General features: G+C 27.8%; 2 protein-coding genes and 1 pseudogene. All 3 read left to right on the top strand.

From position 1 onward, the window contains the following. Positions 1-242: pseudogene (locus HMPREF3186_RS09465) on the top strand (hypothetical protein); the annotation flags it as partial. Positions 243-288: 46 nt separating this feature from the next. After that, a complete protein-coding gene (locus HMPREF3186_RS09545) occupies positions 289-486 on the top strand; it encodes a hypothetical protein (RefSeq protein ID WP_060914782.1) in 198 nt (65 codons plus the stop codon). An 81-nt stretch (positions 487-567) separates the two neighbouring features. Continuing rightward, positions 568-714 carry a transposase domain-containing protein gene (locus tag HMPREF3186_RS09540; RefSeq protein ID WP_269446637.1) on the top strand — a complete coding sequence of 49 codons (147 nt, stop codon included), beginning with the start codon at positions 568-570 and terminating at the stop codon, positions 712-714. Positions 715-1,042: the final 328 nt, after the last annotated feature.

Here is a 1,042-nt window from a genome sequence, read left to right as displayed (position 1 = left end):
ATAAATATCTTAATGGTTTCGAAAAAAAGAAGCCGAAAAACAAAACATCAAAACTAGACAAATACTGCGAACTAATTAAAAGCTTATTAAGTTCTTCTACTCAAACTTTTAGTTATATAAGAGTATTAAGACAATACTTGGAAGATAACTATGAGATTAATACTCAACTTTCTATAACTATATTAGAAATACACCAGAATTTTATGAATACTTTAAAAAAAAGGGAAATGTCTGAGTTCTAATGCCAATAATACCGTTATTAGATTTGAAACTTCACCAGGGAATCAAATGCAAATTGATTGGAAAGAATCTATCCTATTTGTATTATCAGATACTGGGGAAATAATAGAAGTTAATATACTTGTTGGAGTATTAGGATACTCAAGATATAAAATGTATAAAGTTTCATTTCTAAAAACAAGAACAGTATTAATGTCTTTATTGGAAGATGGGAATCTTGTTCTTTCGAATAATTTAGCAGAATGAGCGATAAAATCATTGGTAATAGGGAGAAAGAATTGGTTATTCTCCTAAAGTTTTGAAGGTGCGTAATCTAGTGCCATCATAATGACTTTACTCGAAACTGCCAAACGAAATGGATTGGATTCAGAAAAATACATCAACTATTTATTAATGAATTTACCAAATGAAGATAAATGGTATTCTAGAGGCTTATTTGCTATGGATGAAAATATTAAAGAAACTTGTAGATAAGAAAGAGCGCTCTGTACTAAGCGAAGGGGTCTTATTTAATATACCTCGTTATTGGTCGCTTACGTTTCGAATCAGTATAATATTGAATCCATCGAAACATTAAATTTTTTATATTAGATTTTCAAAATTTTTTAACTTTAATTTCATTTTAATTATAGTATAAAGTTCATATAAGGTACGAGATATATAATATAAATATAACAAAACTTAATAATATTTTTTTTCATAATATATGGGACTGGTTATTTTATCAGTCCCTTTCTCCGTTTTTAGTGATGCTTATATTCTGATTCGTAGTAAGCGTCCAATAACGAGGTATCTATCTTCT

Origin of the sequence: Gemella haemolysans (assembly GCF_001553035.1) — a bacterium.
Taxonomy (GTDB): domain Bacteria; phylum Bacillota; class Bacilli; order Staphylococcales; family Gemellaceae; genus Gemella; species Gemella haemolysans_B.
Note: the sequence above shows the minus strand (reverse complement) of the source record. Positions and strands in the feature narration are given on the sequence as shown.